We start from the raw sequence: 24440 nt of genomic DNA, 5'->3' as shown, positions 1-24440 counted from the left end.
ATCAACCATCTAAAAGGTTGCTGTAAGTTTGAATAATGTACTCAGGCATTTCTATCGGCATTGACGACTCGGTACAATGAAAACAACGAAATATAATAACGCGAGGGAAGGCGAGTGCAGCGCGAGACAACCGGAGCCCAGGCCCAGGCCGACATCGTAAACTTTTGGCGATACGTTGAGTTTTTCACCCCCAATACCTTGCCCAAGAAAGCCCCAGACGATGCCAGAAAACCGATTTACGATTGCCGGTTAAATCGCAGCCTCCCTTGGGAGCCAGGCCATCCACACCATCAACACAAGTGCCTTTCCGCCAAACCCACCCACGTTAAGTCCTCTCCGGACAAACTATGGGCCTATAACGTCTATATCTGCCCGATCGATGTGGTGGCGGCGCGCAATCATATCGAACTGCTGCTGGGCGATTCAGAAGACAGCGCCGTTCGCGATCAACGTGAACCGGCCGGAGCCGGTGGGTTTGCATTCGCTGTGGATGGGTCGGGGTGTGCCGTCAGCGATAGTGGCGTGCTCTCGGTCTTTGCCTGGGCCTATGCGCGCACCTGTGACCTGGGCGAGCAGGCGAGCCGCGATTCGAGCTGGCTGGACGGCTTCGCCGAGATCGAGGAAGAAGTGCTGGATCACTTCCAGGCGGTGCTGGCCGGGAAAAGGGTGACGGGACCGCTTCTGGAGGAATTTACCCAATGGCTGTTAGCCACGCTCAAGCTGTCCGCGGCTAGTGAAAGCGTTCAAGCCCATGTCTGTCGGGTGCAGTGCTATTCCCGCAAGGCGACGACGGCCGCCAAGGACAAACAAGCGCAATCTTCCGCTGGAGCCACCTCGCCCACTCAGTCCCAGACACCCGCGCCCTCGAGCGACGGCGATGAGCCAGCCCAAGAGGAGAAGGGCGAGCCGGTCGACATGATCAACAGCATGTACCTCGGGGAACTTAAAGCGTTAAGCGCGGCGGTCAGGGAGGGTCGCTATGGGGCAGCGTTGAATGCCTATCTGGGCAACCACCCTCAAGACATTGCCCGGATCGACCTGCGGGAGAACATCCCCGCCGCCTGGGGCATGCTTCATCCCAGCCATTTCCCGATGGGCCGCTGGCCGGGTGAAGGCCGCCATCCCTTGGTGTTCAGCCAGCAGGTGGCCATCAACCTCGCCCAGAAAAATCTGTCAGCCTCCAGTGGCCTCATGGCGGTCAATGGGCCACCCGGCACCGGCAAGACCACACTGCTCAAAGACCTGCTCGCGGCCATCATCGTGGAGCGAGCGGTGATTCTGTCCAAGTACCAATCGCCGGAGGACGCCTTTTCGACCCGGGCGGTTGCCGCCTGGAAGAACAGTGGCGACTCCCAGTATTACTATGCCCTGGACAAGCGCCTGCATAACTTCGGTGTGGTGGCGTCATCCAGCAATAATTCAGCGGTCGAGAACCTGAGCCTGGAATTCCCCAAGGCGGGCGACGTGGACCCCGCCTGGGGCAACAATGCCAGCCCCTTCGGCGCGATTGCCAGCCATCTGCTGGGTAAGGACGGTCCGGCCTGGCGCTTGATGGCCGCTCGTCTGGGCAAGCAGCGCAACCGCAAAGAATTTGTCAGCAACTTCTGGTGGCCACGCCCTGATCCGAGCCTGGAGCCACAGGCGCAAAAGCCCAAAGCGTGCAAAGAGTCCGAGCTTCCGGGTATGGAGCAGCTGCTCAAGGCAGGCAGCAAGGTTGCCCCGCTGAGCTGGGCAGAGGCCCGCAGTCGATTCGCTGAGGCCTGTCGCAAGGAAGCCGAAGAACGCACTATCCGCATCGGGCTGGCCAAGGTTCACGATGCTGTGCCTGGCTTACGCGCCGAGCTGTCCCGGCTTAGCGACGAAAGAGGGCGTTGGCTAAGGGATCTCGAGCGCTGGGAGCTCAGTTTAGCCGCCGCGCAAGAATCCCTCGCTAAAGCCCAGAGCGCCCTGAATGCCGCCTACCAAGGAGAGAAAACAAGGCGCGAACAGAGTGAGGTAGCGGCGTCGAAAGCCGCCAAAGAGGCCGAGGCCTACAAGGCGACACTGAAGAAACGCCAGTCAGAGTTGAAACAGGAATTGTCTGATCTGGACGACGACGCACCGGCGGACATTCTGTGCTGGCTGGGCAAGTTTTTTCCGATTCGGTCGGTAGAGGATTGGAAAAGCGAGAAGCTAGCCCGACGTAAAGATATTCAGACAAAAAATATGGAAGTGGCGCGCGCCTCCAGTGCTGTTACTCAACAGAATTCGCAGCTCAGTACCGCCAGGGCTCGCAATACGAAACCCGCCATCCTTGATGGCTTGCCCACCGAGCAAGCCGCCTTTGCCGGGGCAAAGGACAAGGTGGCGACCGCCAGGGCGAATTCACGCCAGGCCGACAAGGCGCTGAAGACCAGTGTCGAACAGTACCAGCGCTGCGAAGAACGACTGTCCAAGTATGTGGCTCACTTTAATCTGTATTGCGAGCGCTTCGGGGCGAAGATCGGCGCCTGGCGCTACGAGCTTGCCCAAGACGTTACCACGCGTGAGCGATCCTCGCCCTGGGCGGATGAGTTATGGAACGAAGCCCGGGTGGCGGTGCTGCTGGCGGCCCTGGATCTGCAGGACGCCTTTGTGCTGCATGCCGGTAAGAAAGCCTACCTGAACACCATGCTGGCCATGAAGTTGATCAACGGCGAAGCACCCGCCAAGGGGGTGCCCCGTGAGGCGGCTCAGTCCGCCTGGGCGACCTTTTTCCTGATGGTCCCGCTGGTCTCGACCACCTTTGCCTCCTTTCACCGGCAATTCGAGCACCTGGAAGAGGAAGATATCGGCTGGCTGCTCATCGATGAAGCGGGCCAGGCCGCGCCGCAACAGGCCGCCGGGGCCATCTGGCGCAGCCGGCGGGTGATGGTGGTGGGCGATCCGTTGCAGCTGGAACCGGTGGTGACCGTGCCCGACCAGTTGCAAGATCGCTTGCGGCGCCATGCCGGGGTGGGCGAGCAGTGGATGCCCGGCTTCACCTCGGCGCAGGAATGCGCGGACAACGCCAGCCGCTACGGCAGCTTCATCAATAAAAAATGGGTGGGTGCCCCGTTGCTGGTACACCGGCGTTGCGACAGCCCCATGTTCGAAATCGCCAACGTCGTGGCTTACGAGAACGCCATGGTGAACGGCAAGCCGGCCAAGGCATCGGCGCTGTTGCCGAGTGGCTGGGTGCATGTGCCCGCGCAGAATGCCGAAAACCACTGGATACCCGGCGAGGGCGAGGCGGTGCGGGCGCTGATTGCGCGGCTTTGTCAGCAGGGACTGGCGCCGAGCGAGATCTTTTTGATCTCGCCGTTTCGCAAGGTGGTGGAGGGGCTGGAACGCTTGATCGAGCGGCACGGCCTGACGGGCGTCCAGTGCGGGACGATCCACAAGGTGCAGGGCAAGGAGGCGCCAGCGGTGATCTTCGTCCTGGGCGGCGATCCCGCGAAGGAAGGGGCCAAAAAGTGGGCCACCAGCAAGCCGAACCTGATCAACGTGGCGGTGAGTCGGGCGAAGTCACGCCTGTACATCGTGGGCGACCGGCAACGCTGGGGCACCTACCCCTACATCGAGGACTGCTGCATCGATGATATGCCGGTACTTACGGTGGCGTCGCTCAGCGCACAAACCGAGCGGCAGGTCAGCTAAGAAGGCCCGGCCGCGGTCAAGCTCGATGACCTCGGCCGGGTAGGGTGGGTCACCAGGAATTGATGCCGCCGCCCCCATCTCCAAAGCTGTCCATGCCGCCGCCACAATCCCCGAAGCTGTCCATGCCGCCTCCGCAGCTGCCGATGCTTTCGAAGCTGTCCATGGCGCCACTCATGGAATCGGTGCCAAAGAGGTTGCCGGCCACGTCGAAGCTTTCATTGGTCATGGGCAAGCCCGAGGCCGGGTTGACTGACGGGCCGCTTGGGGTGTCGGTGGCCATCCAATCGCCTGTGGAGGCGTGGATGTCGTGGGATTCTGACAACCCCGCCACCGGTGCCAGCCGATCATCGCCGAACGGCCCCGCGTCCTCGGCATGCGCCTGGGAGGTGGCCACCGCTGCCAGCAGGGTCGCGGCGGTGGCCGCGCCAGCAACCGCATCCGTGGACGGCGCAGCGGCGGGGTGGGGCTTGACCGCCGGCCGAGGTTTGACGCGCTGCGGGCGTGTCTGAACGGGAAGATCCCGCCAGTCGTGTCCCACCGGGGAATAATGCTGCCGACCCGGGGCCTTGCCCTTGACCGATTCACGCCCCAGCAACCGTCGAAGAAATCCCATCGTCCACCTCGTCTTTTTCAGAAAAGCCACCCAACGATAGCACCGTTTTTGCCTGGGACAAGGCCTACCCACCGAAAGGCCCAGGCGCCCGCCAGGCACCCCATATACCGTTACAACCAACCCCAGGTCCAACCGACCCCCAACCGCACCCTAATAGATATACCGTTATAATAAGCCCACCCCTACCTCCCAACCCCCAAATTCCTCCCTGCCTGCCCGGTTTTTCCTGCTAAACCGGCCCTTTCCCGCCGTTTTTTCCCGGCCGGAGTCACTCTCCCGACCTTAGAGACGTTCCCTCAGGGAGATCAACCCCAACCCCAGGGAGATCAACCCCAACCCCAGAGGGATTCGCCTGATAGAAGAGACTGCCCCACCGCCTGGTGACATGCGCGGGGGGTCGCCTCAGGGCAGGACAATCCGGGAGCCCGGGGCAGGCGACCCCCCGGGAGATGTTCGCCTAGACGGGCAATTCGCCCGGCATGGCGGGCCGTGGAGAGTCTCCGTGGCTAAGGCGTTTAACGCCGATCTGGGGAATGCCCGCAAGGGGCCGTCTCCCTGGGGCAGTGGCCCGGGCGTTGCCGGTTTATTACTAAGTGGAGTGAATACCAGAACTTGACGGGCATCAAGTCGCCGAACGTTGGTTATATACCTATATAAGAGGGGTATTGGATATCGCTTGCCATTTATAGGTGATATTGGCACAATCTGCTCGCTCGCTTGTAAGACATGTCTTACAAATGCATGGGATGCCTCCTATGAAAGGGCGATTATCCGCGACTGGCTTTGTCATTCTGATGTTGTAGTGACAGCACCAGAAATGGGTGATAGACTGGGATTCAGATTAAAGCTGTCACTTTGATCTTCCTCGTTTTCGTTCGGCAAGCAATTGCCAAGAGTTCCCTTGCCGGCCTGAATAGGGTCGGCGTTTTTTTTGCCTGAAAGGCCCCAGACGCTAAGCCCTGTCCGGCGGTGTTATGGCTGCGGTCGGGAAGCTCTCCCAGGGAGGATGACCCCATCGTCGGGATTGACGCCCTGGCCGGAATTGCTCTTAAAGCGCGGGTCTCGGCCATTGGGGCTTTCCCCCTCAGGGGATTGTCGCCCGTTGGGAAAGGCCGGTGAGCTCTGCGTCCTGTCGGTCAGGGCGTCGGGTGGGGTCGGGGTTCTCTCCTGAGGGGGCAGTCTCCCTGGGGGTGGGTTGTTTGGGTGGCTGGTGCTGGTGCTGGTGCTGGTGCTGGGGCCTTGGGGATCAACTCCCAGGGGAAGGGCGCCTGTCAGGGAAGCTCTCCGGGGGTCAGGGGAGTGACCCCATAGAGGCCAGGCAAGCCAACCCCAACGTTTGGCAGGGAAGTCAGGGGAGGTTTTAGGGTTGGTGGAGGACTGGCTGGCCTAATTATAACGGTATACGGGGGTCTTTCTTCATTTCCCGTGCTGTAGTGAGGGTATGCTAAAATCAAGGTGTCCCCTTCTGGCATCGGAGCCTTCATGCCCAACCTTCAGCACGCTGCCCTCGTCATCGACAGCAACCCGGCCGATACGCGCCGCGCCTGCGACATGCTCATCGCCATGGGGTTCTCGCCCGTGTGCGGGCTGGCGCGCTGGCAGGACATCACGCCCTGGCTCACGCCGTCGCTGGGCCTGGTGGTGCAGCGCGTCGACAGTGGGCGTGATGCCAACCCCCTGGCGCTGCACGACCTGCTGCTCCAGCACGGCTACCGGGGCGGCCTGGTGCTCACCGGCAACGCCGACTGCCGCCTGATGGGGTCGCTGGTCAGCCATGCCCGCAGCCGCTCGCTGCTGGTGCCGGGCTACCTGTCCTATCCCTTGTGCGCCGACAAGCTCAAGCGGCTCTGGGCGGGCCGCCTGGCGGTCGCCCACTTGACCGCCTGCACCGATCAGCCCCAGCCGATCACCCGCAGCGCCCTGGCCGAGGCCATCGACACGGGGGCGATTCAGCCCTGGTACCAGCCGATCATCGATGCCCGCACCCACCAGGTCGCCCGCATCGAGGTGCTGGCGCGCTGGCAAACCCAAAGCGGCGAGTGGATTCCCCCCGACAGCTTCATTCCGATCGCCGAATACGGCGGGCTCATCCAGCCGCTGTTTCATGCGCTGCTCGGCCAGGCGGTGGAAGACATCAAGCGCCTGAAGGCCGATGGGCTGAACGCGCCGCTGGCGCTCAACCTGTCGCTGAGCAACCTGACGCAAAAGGATCTGGTCGAAACCATCGCCATCACCCTGGCGTCCCACGACATCGACTCGACCTGCCTGGGCCTTGAGATCACCGAAACCGCGATCACCTCCCTGACCCAGGACATCCTGTCGTGCATCTCGCGGTTGCGCCTGGCCGGCTACGGGGTGGCCATCGACGATTTCGGCACCGGGCAGTCGGGGCTTTCGCACCTCAAGGTCGCGCCGTTCACCGAGCTCAAGATCGACCGTACCTTCATTCAGGACATTCACCTGAACCCGGTCAGTCAGGCGATCACCAAGGCGGCCGTGGTCATGGCCCACGACCTGGGCATGTACGTGGTCGCCGAGGGCGTGGAGCAGGCGGCGGAAGCCCAGTACCTGCGCGAGATCGAGGTGGATGAACTCCAGGGCTTTCTGTTCGCCAGGCCAATGCCCGGGGACGCCGTGCTCGACTGGCATGCCGCCTGGAAAACCCAGGGGATCAAAGCGCTGCTGGCCTGCGCGCCGGACACCCAGCTTTCCGCCTCGGCGTCCTAACGCCTCTGCCCACCAAGGCCGGCATGACCTGGCGTCGCGCATCCCGGTCAACTGGCCGCTTGCTGGGCGGCCTTGATCACTTGGCCGTAGTAATTGCCTTCCTGAAAAAACCAGTGCAACAGCGTGGCTTCCCCGGACCCGGGCTTGGCATGCAGCGCCTTGAGCGTGGCCAGAAGCTCCGGGTGCTTCTTGCGCAACTTGCCGATTTCCTTGCGTGCCGTGACCTCTTCCTGGGGCGCCAGGATGCCCTTGGCGCTCTGGCGGACCTTCTCCTTGAGCAGGTTGGCCTTGCGAAGCGTCTCCCAGGGAATGCCGCTTGCCCGGACGGTGGCCACGTCCTCCCGAAAGTCGAGCAGGTTGAGCACCAGTCGCCCGTACTTGCCGGTGGTGCAGAAGATGATCCGGGTGGGCGGCAGCGAGATCGCCATGGCCGCAATCGGGCTGGCCTTCTCGACATTGCCGATCAGAAAGGGTTGATCCAGGGGCGCCTCGTGATACAGCCAGTGCGCCAGGTACTGGTTGCCCTTGATCGCCGCCCGTCCCTCGTCGTCGTCAATGCGCACCGCGGTCACCCGCTCGGATGACGGCGCCGCCGTGTTGGACAGAAACCAGGCATGGCTCGGGGTGACGATGTAATACACCGGCATGCCGGTCCCGACACGCTTGACCGGCAAGTCCGCTGCGGCCAGTCCCGCCTCCCGGGCCGCCTTGGTCCGGGTGGGCAGCGAGGGCGCGGTACTGTTGCGGGGGCTGGCGTCGGGCACCAGGTACTGGCCAAGGTGCGCGTGAAAGAAATCAACCGGGCTCTGGATGTTCAATTTACCACCTGTCTGTTTTGATATGTGTTCCAATGCAAGATACCTTACATTACTTTTATCCCATAATGGATTCAGCCTAATGACCGAGATCGCGCCTCCCTCCGTTTCCAACTACGTCCTCGAAGGTAAGATCACCGCAGAACAGCCCCTGGCGACCTGCAGCAAGGACCTTTTCGACCGCGAGGGCAAGAAGAACCAGCCGACGCCGGTCCCGCACACCCAGACCGCCCTGGGCAAGCGATTGATGTTTCCATCGACCGGGATTCGCGGCACCCTGCGCCGCCGGGTACGCGATGTGGTGCGCGATCGGGTCATCGAGCTTACCGGCAATCCGCAGCCCTTCGATCTCGATACCCACTTCTTACTGGCGCTGGGGGGCATCAAGGGCGCCGGGGAGGAAGACAAGACGTCGGTGATGCGCATTCATGAAGTCCGCCAGAAAAATCCCTTGCTCAACCTGTTCGGTGCGGGCGATGCCGGCACCATCGGCTTTCTCGAAGGCCGTCTGGGCATGGGCAATGCGATCTGCGACGACGCCATGGAGCCGGTGATCTTTTCCGGGGCGCGCAGCGATGATGTCTACAGGGATCCCGACCAGGCGCGGTTTCTGTCGGATGCGGACCTGCTGCAGCTGAGCGAGCGGTCAATGGGCAACCGGGAGCTTTCGCGGCTCAAGGCGGACCTGCGCAAGCGCAACTCGGACATTTATGGCGCCCTGAGTCGTAACGCGGACGACGCGGAAGTCCAGGCCATCCGTGAGGACGTCGCCAACATCGAAGCGCAAATGAACGAGGTGCGCGAGGAAAGCGGCAGCAAGAACTCGGTGGGCATGCCGCTGGCCGGCTGGCAGGCCATCCCGCAGGGCGCGGTGATGTCGCACCGCATGATCGTGCGCCGCGCCAGCGACGTGGACATGGGGCTGCTGCTGGCGGGCCTGGATGCCTGGAGCCTCGAGCCGATCATCGGCGCCCACGTGGCCAACGGCAACGGCCTGGTGTCTGCCCAGTGGGACCTCTTCGAGGTGACCCGTAAAGGCAAGGTGCTGGTGGGCACCGTGCGCTGCGAGCCGTTTTCCAATGCGGTGTTGACCGGTGACGGCCGCCTGGAGGGGTTTGTGGCGGCGTTCGATACCTTCATGGCCGACATGAACTGGGATTTCAACGTGCCGACCAAGGTGTAACGCATGAGCCATTATTTGGATATCGTGATCCGCGACGGGGCGTTGGCGGCGGAACTCCACGGGCGCTTGCTGTGGATCGTCCATCAACTGCGCAGCGCCTCCGAGCCCCATCACATCGGGGTCGACTTCCCCGGCTACCACTCCCATGGCATGGGGTTTAGCTTTCGCGCCTTTGCCGAGCCGATGGCGCTGGCGCGCATCGTCGCCATGGCCACCAAGCTTGAAGACATCGGCCTGATCGGCATTCAGTCGATCCGCCCGGTGCCGGAGAACGTCACCGAGTACGTGGTCTGCTCCCGGCTGGCAAAGGGCGATTCGCGCAAATATTCCCCGTCGCGCTTGCAGCGTTATGCCAGGCGCGCCATTGCACGCGGCGAGGCTCCGCCAGATTTACCGCAAACGGCCACCGGCGGCATCCGGGCCGAAAATCAATACCCCCATCCGCGTCAGTTTGTGGTCATGGCCAGCCAGTCATCGAGCAGCCCCGAGAATTATACGCTGGCCATCAGCCGCACCCCGGCCAGATCGTCGGACAACGCAACTGTCGGTCCGGGCGCGGCCTACGGCCTGGGAATCCCCGTGCCCCTGGTCAGCGAACGCCTCAAGGCAGGGCCGGACGCGACAAGGGGGGCGCATGAGTAACCCAACCGCAACCCCTGAAGCCCCAAGCGTGGTAGACGATCCGCTGGCGCTGAAGGTCTTGGATATCGTGGATCGCATCCTGGCCCCGCAGGGCCTGGCGCAAACCCACGGCTATCATCCCAATCCCCAGCAGTGGGACTACGCTCGACGGGTGGCCATGGTCCTGTGCGCCTACGATCACGCAAACGAGAAAACCGCCCTCGGCATGCTCGAGGCGGGTACCGGCCTGGGCAAGACCCTGGCGTACCTGGTGGCCTTGTTCGCCCATGCTGCGGTGACCGGGCAACGGGCAGCCATTTCCACGCACTCGCGCCAGCTGCAGCGCCAAATGCTCGGCAAGGATGCGGAATGCGTGGCCGACTGGATCGCCGACCTGACCGCGGTGCGCCTGACGATCGCTCGCCGGGTGGGCAAGCAAAACTATGTCTCGCCGGGGAAGATCGACAGCCTGTTGCATAATCTGCGCATCGGCCGGCAAAAGGGCGAGCAGGAGAGGATGCGCGCCATTCGTGAGTTTCTGCTCGACCTCAAGGCTTGGCGCGAAGCGGGCGGTGGCGTTCTGGATGACTTTCTCCAGGAGGGCGGGCAGGATTTGCCGGATGGGCTGACGCCGGGTCAGGTGACCCTGGATCAGCATTCCGATGCTGACGAGGCCGCGCCGTATCATGCTGATGTGGCGGCCTCAAAAATCGCGGATGTGCTGGTGATCAACCATAGCCTGCTGGTGCTGCATGCCTTCCGCTGGGGCAATCTTCTCGATGACGCCGATAGCGTGCGCCCCGTGCGCAGCGTGGTGGTGGATGAAGCGCATAAACTGCCGGGGATCGCCGAGTCGGTATTGAGTGATTCGCTGTCGGTTAGCCGATTCAGTCAGCTTTCGCGGCGCATTGCCGACGACCTGGGCCAGACCCAGCAGGGCGAGTGGCATTCGCTGCATGAAATGCTGACGGCCCTTTCGACCTTTCTGACCGACCAGCATCAGGGGGCTCGGTATAGCACCGCTCAGCAGATTGGCTCCTTGCCCGAACGCCTGGCGGGGGCGGCGAAGATGGCGGTAACGGCAAGTCGCCAGTTGGCGCAGCTGGTCGGGAACAACCTGCTATCGAATGCCTACAGCCAGGACATGCTTTACGAGGCGCTCGATCACTGTCATGACCTGTCGCGCATCGCCTCGGCGCTGGGAACGGGGGGTGGCGGCACGCCGATTGTGAGCTGGTCCCCGGTCAGGGAATACCCCAGCCTGTCGGTCGGCGCTCCCGATGCCGGTCGCACCCTGTCAAGGCTATGGGCGCCGCTATCGCAAGACAACGATACGGATAGCCCGGACACCCTGCCGCCCAGGCCTGTTCTCAATGCGGTGGTGTTTACCTCGGCAACCCTGAGCGTCCCGGGCGAAGCCATTCCCAAGGCGTTTGATGGCTTTTCGCGCCAGCTGGGGATCAACCGCCACCCGTCGAAGACCACGGGCAAACCGGTGCATAACGTCCAGGTCGAGCTGATGGTTCGCCACGAACCCACCGACTTTGGCGAGATGCGGTTCGTGCTGGCCGATCCCGCGGTGCATTCACCGACCCGCAAGCAGCTTAACAAGCAAGGCGATGTCGCGGTGGTGACCGACCCCGCCTGGTTGGCGTACAGTGCCGCCATGCTCATCGAGGCCCAGCAAGGCTCGCTGGACCGTGTGCTTGCGCTGACCCTTAGCTGGCGCGACACCCAGGCCCTCGCCGAGCAGGTGAGGAAGCTTGCTCCGGACATGACCGTGATCGAGCACCAGCGGGGGGCGGCGCTTCGCTCCGTCCTTCAGAGCTATCGAGAGACGCCCGGCGCGGTACTGATTACCCCCAGTGGATGGGAGGGCGTCGACCTGCCGGGGCTGGTCCCCAACGTCTTCATCCACCGGATTCCCTTTCCGCCCCCGGAGCGTGATGAACAAATGCGGCTACGCCTTCATCTGCGCAGCATCGGCTACAGCCACGAAAGCGTGACGCGCATTCTGCAGCAGCACGATCAGGAGCAGGTGCGCCAGGTGCTTGCCCAAGGCCTTGGACGGGGTATCCGCGCCAGAAGCGACGCCTGCTGTGTGTGGATTGCTGACCCGCGCTTTCCGCTTCCCCAAGCCTGGGCCGGAAGCTTTGACCCAGAACTGGAAAAGCGCGCCGGTAAGCGCTTAACATCAGCGCCACGCTCATTGCTGGCCTGTATCCCCCAGCGGTTTCGTTCTGAGTCATTCGAGCAGGCCCAGCTTTTTCTGGACGGCTTGGGTTGCTACACCCCGGAGGATATCTGATGTCTGAATCCGTACCGTTCGAATTGAAGCTGGATTTGGTATCCCCGGTGATCCTGCCGTTTCATACCACCCTGGATGGGCTTTTGTCGTTTGCCGCCGAGGTCATGACCGGGCTTCGCGGCGACGACTTGGTGCCACATATTCCCCTGGAGCGTGATCCCGACTCCGGTATCTTTCGGGCGTCTTCGATCTTCCTTGGCCCGGAGGTTCATTACCTCGACAGGATCAAGGTACGCAGCATGAGAAGCGCTGACGATCTGGACATCCGAAATATCGGACCGAAGCGCACGGCCAAGGGGAAGGTGTCGACAAGGCCCTACACGCCACTGGACAAAAAACGCGGCGACTATGCCAACAAGCTCTCCAAGTACGTGACGGTGATGGCGCCCACGGCCACCTGCTACGGGGTGGGCAAACCTGCCGACATCCTGCACTTGCTTGAGCTTGTGATAGGCCTGGGCAAGCATGCCAATCAAGGGCAGGGGCAGATTGCCGGTCGCTCGATTCGTGAGATCGCGGATGACCGCTCCTGGATCGCCGCTGACGGAACACCGGCACGACCCTTGCCGGTGGCTCTCTGGGAGTCAATCTCCGCAACGCCGGTGGAGCAGGTGACCCATGGGCTGAGTCCTTGCCGGTTTCCTTACTGGGCAACCGATTGGGAGGCATGCGTGATGCCGCGCCGGATCGCTGGATAACCCTTTTTCAAATCTGAATCATTCGCTCTTTAAAAACAGGTGCTTATCGACCTCCGTGTAAAAGGAATATTTCCGGGCGCTGCGTATAAAAGACCTTTATTCAATGCTTTAGCCATTTGTTTCCCTAGTGAACCGCTGTGCAAGCGGCTAATAAGTAGGGACAGTCGCGAAATCCTCTACCCCCCCGTGAACCGCTGTGCAAGCGGCTAGTAAGTATTAATAGTGCGACAAATGCCCAACCTAAAAGTGAACCGCTGTGCAAGCGGATAGTAATATCGCCAGCATCCCGAAGAAGGCTTGGACCAGGAACCGCTGTACAAGCGGCTAGTATGCATTGTCGATCCAATAGAGCCAGATTAGATCCAATCTCCGCTGCGCAAGCGGCTCAAAAGTGTCTTTTTTGCTTTGTGAAGCTACCGCTGAACAAGCGGCATGTGACAAGGCCGCCCCAGATTGTACCCATCATTGGGTATAGCCTGGGCGGCTTCCTTGTAACAGCCTCCACTGCGTGCATCCCGATATACCGCAGATGCAATTTTCACCTTCTCCACGGGACTCGAGCAGTGAAGCAAACCACGACAAAGCCGAGCACCGGTAAGTGTTCCTTACCCCAAAAGGTGCAAACGTAAGTGTTATGATGTAAGCATCGGATTATTACCATGGAATGCTTACATGACTTACCAATTGTTTGCCGACGCGCTGAAGGATCCCTCCCAAATTGGCGTGATGATGAAAAAGCCTGAAGCTGCGGTCGGCCTTGAGCAAAAGCAATACTTCCAGAGCCTTATTGATGATTCGAGCATCATGAGCGGGGAAGGGTCGAAGGAACCCATGAGCGAAGCCATGCGGCTAGTGTTATATGGGGGAGAAAAGGAGCCCGATACCGGCACTTTTACGACGCTTTTACCCTTTGCCCCATTTCAGGTCGCCCTGGATAAAAGGGCGAAAGACCCCAGGCATCCTTTGTCATTCGCCACGCTGACGGGAAAGAGTCCCGATACCTATTTTAAAGAAATCGCTAGTTTGCCCCGCAGCAGCATCAAACGGCTGCGTAAATCCTTGCGCGGGTGCGGCACTTTCCTCATTGATCAAGACTTGCTCTTGCTGCTCAGCTACCTGGCAAGGCCATCGCATCGCCTATTCCTGCTGGAACACTACCTCGCCGGAAAGAACGCCCCGGTAATCGAGCACGATATCCTCAATCACTGGATGCAGCAGGCCGGTGTCGAATTTGAATCCGAGGACTTCTTGTCAGTCCCTGCCTCTGCACTCATCGAAGGCCAGGACTTACGGCGGATCAAAAAGCATCAGCAATACCTAAGCTTGCTGTTCCCGGTACTCGATAGCCTTAAATCGCTCACGCCGGAGCAAAACGAAACGCCCGATGCGCTGACATGGGCAACCTTCAATGCATGGTGGGCCATTGCGAGCCTTTACAAGACAGTGCGGTTTCTCAGCGACCTTCGCATGCTCTGGCCCGGCGCCCACGACATGATGGTGCACACTGCCTTCAGCTGTCACGGCGACAGCACGCTACAGAAGTGTGCCGGAAACATGCCGCGGGTCACTACGTCTGCATTCAAAAACTTGCATCACATTCAGCGCCTGGGGAACTGGCTGGCCAATACCGCGACGCTACTGGGCTGCTGGAAAGATGCCGGTACGGGTCTGAATTACGCGCTGGAGCAATGGTCTGAGATTGAAGATGAAAGCCGCGAATTCTGGTTTAACTCTCAGCGCTATCTACTCGATAACATACTCTTTCGGGGCGGCTCCAGCGCCAGCATCGGAAGCAATGCTGTGCCAACGGATAACGTGGTTCGCCAACTGGCGGGAACACTAATCCGGATACAGGCCGGGAGTTCAAACGATCAACTGGCGTCGGATATCGAACGGCTAGGCGCTCGCGCGGACTTCCTCGACAAGCTTATCCAGGAGGCTGGCGAATGCCGCGGTGTCATCATTAGCCGCATTGACGCCCCCACGCCTACCCAAGCGCCCTCGGACGCTGAAGCCGTCGAACAGCTAAATGAGATGCATGATCCATCACTCCTGCCAGATGATCTGGTTCCATGGTTTTTGGAGGTCGAGTCGTTAGACAGCCGTCTTGTCGAACAACTAACTCACTGGGAAAGCCAGCTCGACAAGCTGGGCCAGCAGCAGGATAAGCCTATTGCTGAGCGTATGGCCGCCCTACAGGCGCAGGCCAATCAATACGAAGCCTGGAAAGAGTCGATCAAGGGCAAGGTAGATAAAATACTCGCCAAAAGTGACAAGCTTCCCTGGGAATCACTCGGGATATCTACCGAAAAAGCCCAAAGCTTTACGGGAATGATCACGATCGACAGTGAACCCTCCATCGCCACAGAGCATGCAGAAGCAAGTAAGCACGGCGAATCAGAAGGCCAGGACTCGCAGATAGAAGAGTTGCGGGAACAGCTGCACCAGCAGGAAGACTGCCTGCGTGATCTCAAGGCGGCAAACTGGTCCCTGCGCCAGCACCTGGATAACGCGAATCAGGAAACCTTCCCCGGCAGAGCGGATACCAGCGTTCACGAAGCCTTAAAAGAATTTTCCATGCAAGGCACCGCGCCACAGGCGCTTGCCCTGGTGCAAGCGAGCTTTCCCGAACGCATCCGGGTGCTTGACACAGCCATGGAGTCCGCCACGCATTCCGCCAGCCAGTTGAGCGCCACCACCTTGCTGCAAAAGCTCGTGGCGCTGGCAACCGATGGCCGCGACATCCTCATGGCCGGGCGCCCGGCCTATGAGATGAACGACTGCCTGCCAGGCGTGCTGTCGCTGAACGAGTCGGACAACGTGCGCAATCACGAGCGCCTGGCCCAGGAGCGCGATTTCGTGGAGCAGGGCGCCGATGGTCAAAGCACCACCTGGACCATGCACTGGCACCTGCGCATCGATTATCGCCACCGCCTGTACTTCGCCTGGGACGACGCCACACAGCAGGTCGTGATCGGGCATGCCGGCGCCCACCTGGCGCTTGCCAACGGCACCTGACAGGGCAGAGAGGCTGGCGCTGCAAGGCGCCAGCTTGTTTCGTCTCGAAATCCTGTTTCGCGTCAATCTTTAAGCAGAGGGCACTGGAAACAAGGTCGGGCAACCCGCAAATTACCGAATCATGATCACATGGATTGCATCATCAGTCGTTCAAGGGCCATTTTATGCAAAGACCAAAGCTGCAGGTGACAGTCAGACCGTCAATAGCGCAATTGATTTACAGGAAAAAGATAAGTGTCCGCTACCGGCGGCTATCCAAATGCAAAGAATGCAAGGGCACGGGTGGCACTGCAAGCGAACCCTGTTACCGTTGTCATTGTCTGGGCGAGACCCTTGAAGATCATGAGCTCAACCTTACATTCTCCCCCAACGATATTTCCTGCGTAGATCGCATCTGCACGGTTTCAAATGTAGGGCATGAGTTCGAGATTGGTGAAAGGGACGATATTATCGTCAATATAAAGGTCCAGGATGACCGTGAATTCCATGTCGTAGGGAAGGATATCTATTGTCATGTAGACATTACGCCGCTCCAGGCAATGTTTGGCTGCAAGATCTACTTTCCGCGTCTTGACGGGGGCGCTTTCAGGAAAGACATATCACCATCGGACAAAAAGAGCGTTTCAACAAAGTGGCCGGATGGTCGAGTCACCCGCGAGGAAAACGTGCGCTGGTGTCAGTCTCACATGGCCCTCATTGGCAAGGGTGGCGGCGGGTACGAAAGGGGGAGTGCCGAGCGCGGTGATATGATCTATCTGGTGGATGTTTGCACTGAACAAGATCGGGATGGCCTGGAAAAAATGGCGATTGATCGCATCCATAATCTGGAAAAACGCATTGCCGGATTCAGGACACAAAAAAACCAGGCGGAACGTGACACTCGCGAGGAATTCGAGAAAGGGAAGATGGCGGCCATATCCTCACTGGCGAAGGCCATCATTCCATCCATAGACAGCCTGGAGAAAGCCCTTGAGGCCATGGCCTCACCGGCGGATGAAGCCCACCGCAAGGGCGTGGCGTTGATCCTCGAAATGCAGCGCAACACCCTAGCCCAGCATGGCATCGAGGTCATTCCGGCCTTGGGCAAGCCGTTCGATCCAAATGTTCACGAAGCCATTGCCGTGGACACGGAAAGCGACCTGCCCAAGAATACCGTCACCAATGTCCTGCAGACCGGATACCGGCACGACGGCAAACTGTTTCGCGCCTCCATGGTTCGGGTCCGCGGATGAACTGACTGGCAAGCTCACAGGGGAGGATCTAGCCTCAGTAGGCTGGCGCTGTCTGTGGCGCTGGCCGCTTTTCTAATCAGGAAGGGGATTATCTAAAAGCGCGTAATACCTCTTCCAGAGTCGCGTAGCGCTGAAGGGTGGGGAGAATGTCAACTATTGGCTAAGAGGCCGGCAAGTCAAACCTTAATGCCTTTCCACTCAGGCACCTTGCTGCAGTCGTGCCATCAGTTTCCCTTGGATATCAGAAGGCAGGCCGGTAAGCCGCTCCATACGCGCCTTGGGGGGGAGCGATTTCAGGTCACGAATCAGCGTATTGATATCCAGATCGACGCCATCCTTCAACTGACCTTCGCGCAGCATGGCTTGACGCTCAAGAAACGCCGCCATCATTTCCTCGCCACCCTCCATGCCCACTTGCCCACGGGTGAGGGCCACATAATCCAAGCGGGCTTCCTCTTCCTGAAAGGGTTCCTCGGCTTCGGGGCTATTGTCCGGCCGGTAAAGGTCGTTCCCAAGCCTTACGTAGGGCCACTCGCGCCCTTTGGACTTGTGCGCGGTGGATACCACGATATCCGCCTCATGCTCTTTGACCCGATCCGAAAGCTGCAGGGCGTAGCGGAGTGCCTTGACCGGATTGGATTTGCATACCTTGACCAGGCGCACCATGTCGGCAGGAGCGCCGGGGATCTCGGCAGCCTCGATATATTGCTCCCAGCGGCTAAAGCCAACGAAGTCGGGGTGGGGCGTTTCCTCTCCGGCCTTGAGTGACTCAACGGCTCTGAGAACCTGGGCCATATCTTTCGTACCGCCGACCACGGCCACCTTGCGCTTGTTCTTGAGCACCTGCACCAGAAGCTCGGAGAATATCGTGGTATTGCTGCGAAACAGCATGGCGGAGCGCTGACCCAGCTCTGTGCGATCAGTATCAAAGCCCTTCAATGGCACCTTTGCACCCAGACACTCGAGCACCACGTTGGCTCGATCCGCGATCTCGGTACCGAAGCGAAAGCTTTGGGACAAGTGGCAAGTGGGAAGGTCGGTAATCTGTGCAAGGATGTTTACCGCGCCCCGAAAACTATAGATCGACTGAAATCCATCGCCTACGTATATCTGCTGGCAGGGCTGGCTTCGGATCAGCTCCATCATCATCTCGTTTCCGTCCTGTGCCTCATCGAAAAGGATGTAGTCACAGGGGAATACCGGTTTTTGCAGCGCAAAAATTTTTAGGTACCCATCGTGCGGAAGGGGAAGACTGCCGCCGGTTATTATCTCTTCCCACAGCTTGCGTGTGTCCTTGGCTATCACTTCGGCCAACATTGCAGGACGCGAGAGGTTCTGATTCGCCGCCTGGGCGGCAAGCTGGGCTTGCTCCATGGGAACGTGCTGGGTTTCCGGCAGCTCTGCGGCGGAATTCATCCAGTTTGAGAGAGTTTCCCGAATCAGGGTAGCTCGCCCCAGGGGAGTAATAGGCCCAAGCGCTGCGTAATTGAAAAACTGTACCAGGCGGTATGCAGAGAGCTTGCCCGCTAATTCGCCTTCAACCCGATCGCCAAAATTTACGCCCACGGCTTGGTAGGCCAAAGAGTGAATGGTCGCCGCGTCAGCAAAGCCTTTGAATTTTTTCTTCGCTTCGAGTGCGTTAGCTCGGTTGAAGGCGAGATAGAGTCCCTTACCCTTGATTGCTCGGGCTGTATTCACAAGAGTCGCAGTCTTGCCACAGCCAGCATAGGCCTCCACTTTCAAGCTTTTCCCTTGAGACCCCAGATCGATGACTTTCTGCTGCTCAGGGGTGGGCTTCATCGGGTAGGTCTCCGGTGAGAAAATGGATCAGGGAAAGGGAGATAGCGTGGCTTCAATGCCGGGATAATGTCGCTGAAAGCGACCCGGCATCTGTGTTGAAGGTAGGCGAGGGCCAGACTGCTACGCCGTCTGAATCGCACACCTTGACCGCAGCGACATTACGCCAGCGATGCTCTGCGACCGTCCTGGCGTAGGCGAAAGAAGGGTGCTCGGAAAGGACTTTCCACTCGGAATCTCGAAAGCACAGTTTGAATTGGACAGTGAACACGACACGCTCCTGGCAATCTCTACATTGTCCATTCAGTGTACACTACACAATACCAGAACATTGAATTTCAGCCGAAATACCGTGTGCGTTCGCGCTCAATGTAAGCCATCGCTTCAGTTGTAGGCTTTTCTGATCCACCGTAAGCGATAAACCGATAAGCGATCAGGCCAAACAGCCCAGAGAACACCAGGTGGTAGAACAGCCCCCCGATGCTGCCAATGAAATAGCTAAGCACCACCCAAGGCAGAATAGTGATTGCCAGGCCGACCAAAATACCGACGATCCAGTATGGACGCGCCACATCATCCAGCACATCCACAGACCAGCACTCGAACGCACGGCAGAAGTGGACGTCATTCAGCGCGCTTTTCTGTGCACTCGATTGGTGTTCGGCGCCATCGAAAACATCGCCAAACACCCCACGTAAGAAATCGTCCTGAACGTTATTGTCATTGTTGTGCATGAGGCACCTCCTGACTAAATAAACCACCCTATGTAGTAGCATTGTACCAATATGCCACTGCGGGCGTCGTACCGGAGGCACTTCACAGCAGCTACTCTTCTTGCCACTCAGCGACCACATCGGGACCGTAGCGAGCGCTCCATTCTGTCAGCTGACGGTGCTTGCCCCCGCGGGTGCGAATCACTTCACCGGTATGGGGGTTGCGAAAGACCCTCAGCGGGCGCTTTCGGTAAATCGAGCCTGGAGCCGATGCCGGCGCATCCTGCTTGTGCTGCTTTTGTTTTTCCTGACTTTGTTTTTCCTGACTTTGTTTTTCCTGACTTTGTTTTTCCTGACGCTTTGGCTTTGGTTTCGGCTTCGGTGGTTCGGGTTCTAATGCTGATGCCGGGGCGGCCTCCAAGGAGTCCACTTCCTGGGGCATTGGCTCTGCTGTTGCGAAGCCAATGGCCATCACCCCGGGAGTCTCAAGCATGTATTGAAGCTCGTTGAACCCAATAGCGTATTCAGCCATCAATGCGTTCAGCCGATCGACTAATTCAAGATCGGCCCTTACTTCGGCAGTGTCTTTCAGCGACTCAATCTCTTGCTCAAGTGCTTCAAGCTCCCTTTTCTTGGTGAGATACTCAATGAGTAGCATCGCCCATTCCCCTGTATGCGTGTCAACACTGTTGACATCCTACACCCGCATTCAGCTGACATAAAGGCAGGAAGGATATCGTTACAATCGAAGCATAAAACCCTCGATTGGCTAAATTATCTTAGTAGAAATAAATCAGGTGCGTATAAGTTGCGAATGCAAGCTATCAACGATAACGATAGATCCGCAATGAAGGCAGAAAGGGTTCTTCTTCTAGCTTCTCATCGCTGCGCACCTTCCGGGTCCTGCTTTCCGGTGGGAAGGGAGTTGGCTGGTTATGAAGCGGCAGCCTGCCATCTATTGATGGGATAAACAGCGGAAGCGGTACATTCATTGCCCGGCGGTCCCGCCCATCCCTTAAAGGGTCAATAAAGAAAAGGTTAGCACGCATTGTCGGGGCAAGCGTCTGCACCTGGGCGAGCGGCTCTCGGCTGGGAACTGACGCCAATGTCTTCATCAGGATCTCTACATGCTGAGAGTCGGTATTCATGCTCATTAGCTTCTGTTCAACTGCTGCAACCGTCAGTCGCTTGATAGAGCGGCCACTGGTATACCAACTCAGGTGAACACGCTCGACCGGCGCATCGGCAACCGGAATATGGCGCCAGCACTGCTTGAGGTTAAGCCTGGCCAGACCCGCCCCGGAGAGATTGGAAGCCAGGGCAGGGTGGCGAGCAGGGAGGCTGCCCTTGAGCTCGGGAATCAGGGCCTTTTCCTCCCGCTTGATCTCAGCAAGCACCTGAGAAAAAACACTTTTTGCGGCATTGACTGCCGCCACAGCCTCCAGCAGATCCGGCCCAGCCGCGATCATGCCAATATAGGGCCGTGTGCTGCGCCCGTCCTGACCCTCCTCATACCAATAGTCGAGCAATGCGGTCTCAAGCCAGGCCGCGTCTGGTCTCGGGGAGTGCAGGGCCCAAGCATGAGTTTGGTCATTACTGTACTGGTTAATAAGCTGGTGAGTGGCCGTAACTATCTGATCAAAAGCTTTTTCAATGGCTGACAAATAACGGTATTGATGCGCCACGGCACACCTCCTGAATTAAAGCCTGGCTCAAGCAAACAGTGATATGCTTAATAGTACACCATAAAGACATAACCCACGGGGCGCACTATGCCAGGAGCAACCGATCATCCGGTCGAGTTATTAACTGATTTCCCGGTTAATGAAGTGGAAAACAGTCTACGGACTTTCTTGCATCGCCTTGCTTTTGCTAGGTTCGGCGCTTACCCATATCCCAGTGCCAAACTTTATGTTTTCCGTTTGCCTGACCAAGGTACTATTCATGCGGAAAATGCCACTGCTTTGCATACCACGTTGCGCAGTCTTCACGATATGCCAGGCTTTATCGAGGAAATAAACGGCATTGACTACAAAGACCGGCCCCTCGAGGACATGCTCGCCGAGATCATTAGCGCTCCCGAAGCCACCGTCCAGAAAGCAGTGTCAAACCCTGATTTATATAAGCTTCCTCACTTATGGGCACACCTTCCAGAAAGTGAAGCGCTGTGCTGCCTGCGCAACCTTCTTGAGCTGATGCGGGATGCTTCAAGCAACCGAGAATCCAAACACCAACGAATTCGCGTCGAATTTGATGCCGATCTGCCCTGGGAGCTTTTTGTAACCGATGAAGGAGCCTGTGTCGCCGTGCGCCAGGAGACCGACCCCGAAATTCCTGATACCTACATCACGATGCCCGATAGCTTGTCATGGTTTTACCAAATGACCGAGAGCTTGCCGGCTAGATTTTAAGGATTTAAGTCCGCGAGATGAATAGCCTCGAGGCTCTGTACTGCAGTGGGTAGGTTCCGTCACACATGCAGGGCCTCCCGCGCAACGTGAATACCTGCCAAGAAACCCCAACACAACGGTTCAAACTTTATTCATTCATCGCGCAAGAGAGGGCAAGCAGCCCTGGCAATCCAAATTCAAACCGAACATAATTGACGTTATGATTAGTTTGAAATCAGTAGGGCGGTTGGATCAATATCACCCAGCGGGCATCGTCTGTCGGTACGCCTACCAACCAATTTTCCATGCGCTGAGTTTCGCTGTGAACATAATCATCGGTGATGATGGTGACCCAGGTCTGCATAGATGGTCGTCCGCGGGACTCAAAAAGCCGCTCCTACGTAAAATCTAGCGGGTATTGCCCCGCACCACATAATAGATTTTGCGCACAGCGCTACGAATATAGATGACGAACACACGCAAAGCCACAGCACATAAGGCTTTCAGCGCTATTCACCGCCAAAGGAGTGATGCCTGTGATCGACCCGAAAACCCGGATTTCATCCGATAATGTGGACGATCAGCGCCAGAACGGCAAAATGCACGGGATACCATGCCAGCCATACGCTGCGTGGCAGGCAAAGGCGTGGTTTTTGAATCGGCACTCGCGGTCCCGCAGCCAGCACAATGATACCGAGCGCTGTCATGGTGGCCACCAGCGTCGACACCGGATTGATATTGGCCAGACTGGCAATCAAGGCCGTCATGAGAATCGCACCACAAGCGCCGGCAATTTTAATAATGCCTTGCTCAGCCATCGCCTTTCTCAACGTATGGAAACTGAGCATATACAGTGGCACCAGCAATACCCCCGCCTGGCCATACTCGAAAAAGCTGGAAACCACGAGAACACCAAGGCCCATGGCCAGCGCCTCAATAAAAAGCAGCGCCATGCTCCGCCGGCCTTCGCGGAATACCCGATACCAGTGCTGTCCCCAGCGCGCTACCCCCAACCCAAGTGCCAGGGTGAAACAAATATTCAAGTAGGCGATGTGCGGATAACCGTTGAGCCACATCACCAACGGCTGGGCCGCGATCGCAATCAACAGAATTCGGCCGATATAGCGGCGCAAGCTGCGTGTGTTGTAAAGCGCATGCCAGGCCACCATGCCGGCAAACACGGGAAAAGCGATCCGCCCGACCGTGATTGTCACCCCATCGGCAAACGCAGCCTCACGAAAGAGAAAGCGAGCAGCGTGGTCGGCACTCATGGTCAACACTGCAATCCATTGCCCCCAAAGCGTCCAATGAGAAGATCGTGGCGCAGGCGCCCTATCGTAGGAAGTCGCTGGAATCACTTGCGTTTTCGTGAGCATTCGGCCAACTCATTTATATTATTACGGTATTGTAGTCAGTATATCTGTTTTTGTTATTTTATTGGCCGTGCAGCGCAGACTCGGCCTGATACACCCGCAATCAATGGAGCGCATCCATGAGCAAAGATAAGCCAGTAAAGCACGAAGGTCCTGGCACGGCCGTTCAGCTTCCGCCGTCTAAGCCCGCCGATGGCAGGCTGCCAGCCAAGCCGTCGCGTTCATTTCTTCCCGATGCCCACCTGAATCGTGACGATTCCATTGACGCGACGAAGCCAGTTGTCAGGATCACCAACCACCCTATTCCTCGTCTTGAGAATCCCGCCCATATTCATCTGCAAAGCCAGGGATCTCCCTCCGGCGCCCGCAGCAAGATGTACCTGCTGAACAACGTCGCTCGCTACTTTGGCGCACACGATTACGAGTATGTGGTGTGGCACGATCTCAAGGTGCCGGCCATCAAGTTTGTACTGGGCCGACTAAGGGATGAGGGTTATAAGCCAAGTACGCGCAACGCTTACCTCTCGGCCCTCAAAGGGACAGCCAAGGAAAGCTGGGGTATGGAGATCATGACCCCGGACGCCTATGAACGTATCCGCGCCATTAAACCCGCAAAAAATCATCCAGAACCAGCGGGCCGCGCTCAAAACCTCTCCGTCATCAAGAGCTTAGTCACCACAGCTCGCACTGACGGGACTCTCACGGCCAATCGCAATGCCCTGATGATCCTGTTTCTCGGCTTTCTTGGGATTCGGCGCGAAGAGTTGATCAGTATCCATATTCCCCGAGACTTTGATTTCGCCGAAAAGAAGATAAAAATACACGGAAAAGGCACTAAAAAACGCAACCTAAGGCTTCCCGACCCCCTTTGGGAGGAGCTTATTCAATACCTGGATGCCGAGCGCGGCTACTCACCTGGGGCGCTGTTTTGCCGCTACGGCAACAACCGAGCAACGCCCAGGATTAACGACGTCGGCCTCAACGTGACTGCGGTCAACTACATTTTGAATAAGGTCAGGGAGCGCTGCAACACGACGATAGCGGATCTTATCGGTATTGAGGTTACCCCTCATGACATGCGGCGAAGCTTCGCCACGACCATGCATGAACATGGGATGAGCATTCGTGAATTGCAGGTATTGCTCGGGCATTCCAACTCATCGACTACCGAGACCTATGTGCGAGATGACAAGGAAGCCTATCTGCAGAAAGCCGCCAGCGTCGGTGAAAGCTTGTTCCAGGACAAGTAGTGTTATCGGTCGTCAACAGGCCATAATTCGTTCATGTTATAATGC

General features: G+C 58.4%; 19 protein-coding genes. 10 read left to right on the top strand and 9 right to left on the bottom strand.

Annotated features, from left to right (window positions below):
* The first annotated feature begins 114 nt into the window (after nucleotides 1-114).
* Complete coding sequence (locus tag DU506_RS01045; protein WP_114485100.1) at nucleotides 115-3657, top strand: DEAD/DEAH box helicase; 3543 nt, start codon at nucleotides 115-117, stop codon at nucleotides 3655-3657.
* Nucleotides 3658-3706: 49 nt separating this feature from the next.
* On the opposite strand, the gene DU506_RS01040 is transcribed toward DU506_RS01045, so the two are convergent.
* Nucleotides 3707-4270, bottom strand: coding sequence for a hypothetical protein (locus DU506_RS01040; RefSeq protein ID WP_114485099.1), 564 nt, complete (start codon nucleotides 4268-4270; stop codon nucleotides 3707-3709).
* A 1482-nt stretch (nucleotides 4271-5752) separates the two neighbouring features.
* Here DU506_RS01040 and DU506_RS01035 point away from each other — a divergent pair.
* Nucleotides 5753-6997 (top strand): EAL domain-containing protein, encoded by a 1245-nt coding sequence (locus DU506_RS01035; protein ID WP_114485098.1) that lies wholly within the window; start codon nucleotides 5753-5755, stop codon nucleotides 6995-6997.
* 47 nt (nucleotides 6998-7044) lie between these two features.
* Here DU506_RS01035 and DU506_RS01030 read toward each other — a convergent pair whose 3' ends face one another.
* On the bottom strand, nucleotides 7045-7815 hold the full coding sequence (locus DU506_RS01030; RefSeq protein WP_114485097.1) for a hypothetical protein: 771 nt from the start codon (nucleotides 7813-7815) through the stop codon (nucleotides 7045-7047).
* On the opposite strand from DU506_RS01030, the gene DU506_RS01025 reads away from it, so the two are divergent.
* The 6 genes from DU506_RS01025 (at nucleotide 7808) to grpE (ending at nucleotide 16872) form a co-directional block, all read left to right on the top strand.
* Complete coding sequence (locus DU506_RS01025) at nucleotides 7808-8995, top strand: hypothetical protein (RefSeq protein WP_147273714.1); 1188 nt, start codon at nucleotides 7808-7810, stop codon at nucleotides 8993-8995. The genes DU506_RS01030 and DU506_RS01025 overlap by 8 nt on opposite strands.
* A gap of 3 nt (nucleotides 8996-8998) precedes the next feature.
* Nucleotides 8999-9637 carry a type I-F CRISPR-associated endoribonuclease Cas6/Csy4 gene (gene cas6f, locus DU506_RS01020; protein WP_114485095.1) on the top strand — a complete coding sequence of 213 codons (639 nt, stop codon included), beginning with the start codon at nucleotides 8999-9001 and terminating at the stop codon, nucleotides 9635-9637.
* The gene (locus tag DU506_RS01015) at nucleotides 9630-11924 is read left to right on the top strand and encodes a helicase C-terminal domain-containing protein (RefSeq protein WP_114485094.1); all 2295 of its coding nucleotides are present in this window, start codon (nucleotides 9630-9632) and stop codon (nucleotides 11922-11924) included. Before cas6f ends, DU506_RS01015 begins: the two co-directional genes overlap by 8 nt.
* On the top strand, nucleotides 11924-12622 hold the full coding sequence (locus DU506_RS01010) for a hypothetical protein (RefSeq protein ID WP_114485093.1): 699 nt from the start codon (nucleotides 11924-11926) through the stop codon (nucleotides 12620-12622). The genes DU506_RS01015 and DU506_RS01010 overlap by 1 nt, the downstream gene beginning before the upstream one ends.
* Nucleotides 12623-13294: 672 nt before the next feature.
* Nucleotides 13295-15640: a hypothetical protein gene (locus DU506_RS01005; RefSeq protein WP_114485092.1), complete on the top strand. Its 2346-nt coding sequence runs from the start codon at nucleotides 13295-13297 to the stop codon at nucleotides 15638-15640.
* 134 nt (nucleotides 15641-15774) lie between these two features.
* Complete coding sequence (grpE, locus tag DU506_RS01000) at nucleotides 15775-16872, top strand: nucleotide exchange factor GrpE (protein WP_147273713.1); 1098 nt, start codon at nucleotides 15775-15777, stop codon at nucleotides 16870-16872.
* A 198-nt stretch (nucleotides 16873-17070) separates the two neighbouring features.
* Here grpE and DU506_RS00995 read toward each other — a convergent pair whose 3' ends face one another.
* The 5 genes from DU506_RS00995 to DU506_RS00980 all read right to left on the bottom strand — a co-directional run bounded on the left by DU506_RS00995 (nucleotide 17071) and on the right by DU506_RS00980 (nucleotide 21067).
* Nucleotides 17071-18672, bottom strand: coding sequence for a UvrD-helicase domain-containing protein (locus tag DU506_RS00995; RefSeq protein WP_114485090.1), 1602 nt, complete (start codon nucleotides 18670-18672; stop codon nucleotides 17071-17073).
* A gap of 52 nt (nucleotides 18673-18724) precedes the next feature.
* A complete protein-coding gene (locus DU506_RS21875; RefSeq protein ID WP_220254265.1) occupies nucleotides 18725-18940 on the bottom strand; it encodes a hypothetical protein in 216 nt (71 codons plus the stop codon).
* 67 nt (nucleotides 18941-19007) lie between these two features.
* Nucleotides 19008-19403: a hypothetical protein gene (locus tag DU506_RS00990; RefSeq protein WP_114485089.1), complete on the bottom strand. Its 396-nt coding sequence runs from the start codon at nucleotides 19401-19403 to the stop codon at nucleotides 19008-19010.
* A gap of 91 nt (nucleotides 19404-19494) precedes the next feature.
* On the bottom strand, nucleotides 19495-20040 hold the full coding sequence (locus tag DU506_RS00985; RefSeq protein WP_114485088.1) for a hypothetical protein: 546 nt from the start codon (nucleotides 20038-20040) through the stop codon (nucleotides 19495-19497).
* A gap of 166 nt (nucleotides 20041-20206) precedes the next feature.
* The gene (locus tag DU506_RS00980) at nucleotides 20207-21067 is read right to left on the bottom strand and encodes a DNA replication terminus site-binding protein (RefSeq protein WP_114485087.1); all 861 of its coding nucleotides are present in this window, start codon (nucleotides 21065-21067) and stop codon (nucleotides 20207-20209) included.
* 87 nt (nucleotides 21068-21154) lie between these two features.
* On the opposite strand from DU506_RS00980, the gene DU506_RS00975 reads away from it, so the two are divergent.
* Entirely contained in the window at nucleotides 21155-21793 is a 639-nt protein-coding gene (locus DU506_RS00975) for a hypothetical protein (RefSeq protein ID WP_114485086.1), read from the top strand.
* A gap of 214 nt (nucleotides 21794-22007) precedes the next feature.
* Here DU506_RS00975 and DU506_RS22425 read toward each other — a convergent pair whose 3' ends face one another.
* Both DU506_RS22425 and DU506_RS00970 read right to left on the bottom strand, forming a co-directional pair.
* On the bottom strand, nucleotides 22008-22136 hold the full coding sequence (locus tag DU506_RS22425; protein ID WP_268877297.1) for a hypothetical protein: 129 nt from the start codon (nucleotides 22134-22136) through the stop codon (nucleotides 22008-22010).
* A 196-nt stretch (nucleotides 22137-22332) separates the two neighbouring features.
* A complete protein-coding gene (locus tag DU506_RS00970; RefSeq protein ID WP_114485085.1) occupies nucleotides 22333-23148 on the bottom strand; it encodes a TraX family protein in 816 nt (271 codons plus the stop codon).
* Nucleotides 23149-23264: 116 nt separating this feature from the next.
* On the opposite strand from DU506_RS00970, the gene DU506_RS00965 reads away from it, so the two are divergent.
* Entirely contained in the window at nucleotides 23265-24395 is a 1131-nt protein-coding gene (locus DU506_RS00965) for a tyrosine-type recombinase/integrase (RefSeq protein WP_114485084.1), read from the top strand.
* Nucleotides 24396-24440 lie beyond the last annotated feature (45 nt).

This window comes from Vreelandella rituensis, from assembly GCF_003336665.1.
Lineage (GTDB): Bacteria > Pseudomonadota > Gammaproteobacteria > Pseudomonadales > Halomonadaceae > Vreelandella > Vreelandella rituensis.
The sequence above is the reverse complement of the archived record's forward strand: the minus strand, read 5'-3'. Positions and strand labels throughout refer to the sequence as shown.